This is a genomic window from Pontibacter sp. BAB1700, from assembly GCF_000277005.1.
GTDB classification, from domain to species: Bacteria; Bacteroidota; Bacteroidia; order Cytophagales; family Hymenobacteraceae; genus Pontibacter; species Pontibacter lucknowensis.
On record NZ_AKIS01000195.1, the window covers coordinates 1 to 1,734 of the forward strand.

Annotated in this window: 1 protein-coding gene and 2 pseudogenes; all 3 read left to right on the plus strand. The window is 52.4% G+C overall.

Annotated elements, in window-relative coordinates; genetic code table 11:
• Positions 1-12 precede the first annotated feature (12 nt).
• Positions 13-965 (plus strand): annotated as a pseudogene (locus O71_RS27575) (XdhC family protein).
• Positions 953-1,558 (plus strand): NTP transferase domain-containing protein, encoded by a 606-nt coding sequence (locus O71_RS19235; RefSeq protein ID WP_007660336.1) that lies wholly within the window; start codon positions 953-955, stop codon positions 1,556-1,558. The pseudogene O71_RS27575 and the gene O71_RS19235 overlap by 13 nt, the downstream one beginning before the upstream one ends.
• A 78-nt stretch (positions 1,559-1,636) precedes the next feature.
• Positions 1,637-1,734: pseudogene (locus O71_RS19240) on the plus strand ((2Fe-2S)-binding protein); the annotation flags it as partial.

Here is a 1,734-nt window from a genome sequence, read left to right on the forward strand (position 1 = left end):
GAGCAGAAATCCATGCTGGTGACCTATGATACCACCGATGAAGATGATGCGCAACTGGGCGTGGGTCTGGGCTGTAACGGAATCATCCAGATCCTAATTGAGCCCATTAATCCAAATGATCCTGCAAATCCAATCACTTTCTTTCAGGCTTTTCTGAACAATCGGCAGTCGGCGGTAATCGTGACGCTTTTCTCGCTCGAGAACCGCACAAGTTTGCAGCCGGGTACCTGCCTGTTTATACCTGAGAGAGGAGCTTTGGCCGGTACATGCACTGATGCCATGCTGCAGGAAGCCCTCCTGCGCGATGCGCAACAGGTGCTGGCGCAGCGTGAGTCCTTCACGAAAACCTATATGACCGATGAAGGCACTTTGACAGGCTTCGTGGAATTATTACAACCGGCTGTGTCGCTGGTGGTGGTGGGGGCCGGCAATGACGCTATACCTGTGGTAAACATGGCCGCGATACTGGGCTGGCAGGTGACCGTCGTAGATGGTCGGGCGACCTATGCCAAGACAAGTCGTTTTCCGGCTGCACAACAGGTGCTTGTGGCCAAACCGGAGCAGGTGCTGACGCAGCTTAAACCCGATGAACAAACAGTTTTTGTGCTGATGACGCACAATTATAACTATGATCTTGCCATGCTGCGGCAGCTTTTGCCACTGGCTATACCTTACATCGGTTCACTGGGCCGAAAAAGAAACTGGAGCGCATGCTGGCAGAATTGCAGGACGAAGGGATGGAGATAAGCGAGGAAATGCTACAGCGGGTATACGGTCCGACCGGACTGGAGATCGGTGCTGAAACTTCCGAGGAAATCGCTCTTTCCATCCTGGCTGAGATCAAGGCGGTACTGGCGAACAAGTCAGGTGGCTTCCTGCGCGATAAACCGGGTGCTATCCACGATCGCGGTGATGAAAACCTGGAACTGGGCAAACAGACAAGCGTATCCGGATGTTTTCTGTAAGCGGACTGGTCATACTGGCGGCTGGCGCTTCCACCCGGTTAGGACAGCCAAAGCAACTGCTGTATTACCAGGGCAAAAGCTTTTTGCAACGTGCTGCGCAGGTGGCTACGGAAGCTGGTTTTTCGCCTGTGGTCGTTGTGCTGGGGGCGCAAGCGGAAAAGCTTATACCTGAACTTGCCAACCTGCCTGTTACAACGGTGCAGAACCCCGACTGGCAGGAGGGAATGGCTTCTTCTATCCGAACCGGGCTACAGGAACTTTTGAAATTAAAGCCGAAGCTGGACGACGTGACCTTTATGGTTTGTGACCAGCCTTTTGTGGATGCTGCTGTGCTGAAGCAACTGTTGCAGGCAAAACAGGACGGTCGGAGCGGCATTATCGCCAGTGCCTACCAGGGAACACTGGGTACACCGGTGCTTTTTGATAAGTTTTACTTCCCCGAATTACTGGCGCTGGAAGGGCAGGAGGGCGCTAAGAAAATCATTCTGAAACATCCTATAGCGGTCAGATCGCTGCGTTTTGAAGCAGGTGCTATCGATATTGACACGGCAGCAGACTATGCGGCACTGCTTCAGACAGATTTGCCGGATTAACCAGACTTTAAGCGGGACTGCTTATTTCCCGCTCCATATATTTTCCTAACTTAGAGTTCAAAATTTCAGATTAGAAAGATGGCGACATACAAACTGCAAATCAATGGCCGAAGCTATGAGGTCGATGTAGAGCCGGACACCCCGTTGCTTTGGGTGCTGCGCGACAACCTGGACGA

What these genes read in the sequence shown, in the direction of transcription:
- O71_RS19235 (WP_007660336.1), top strand. Translation starts at nt 953, where the DNA reads ATGTTTTCTGTAAGCGGACTGGTCATACTGGCGGCTGGCGCTTCCACC.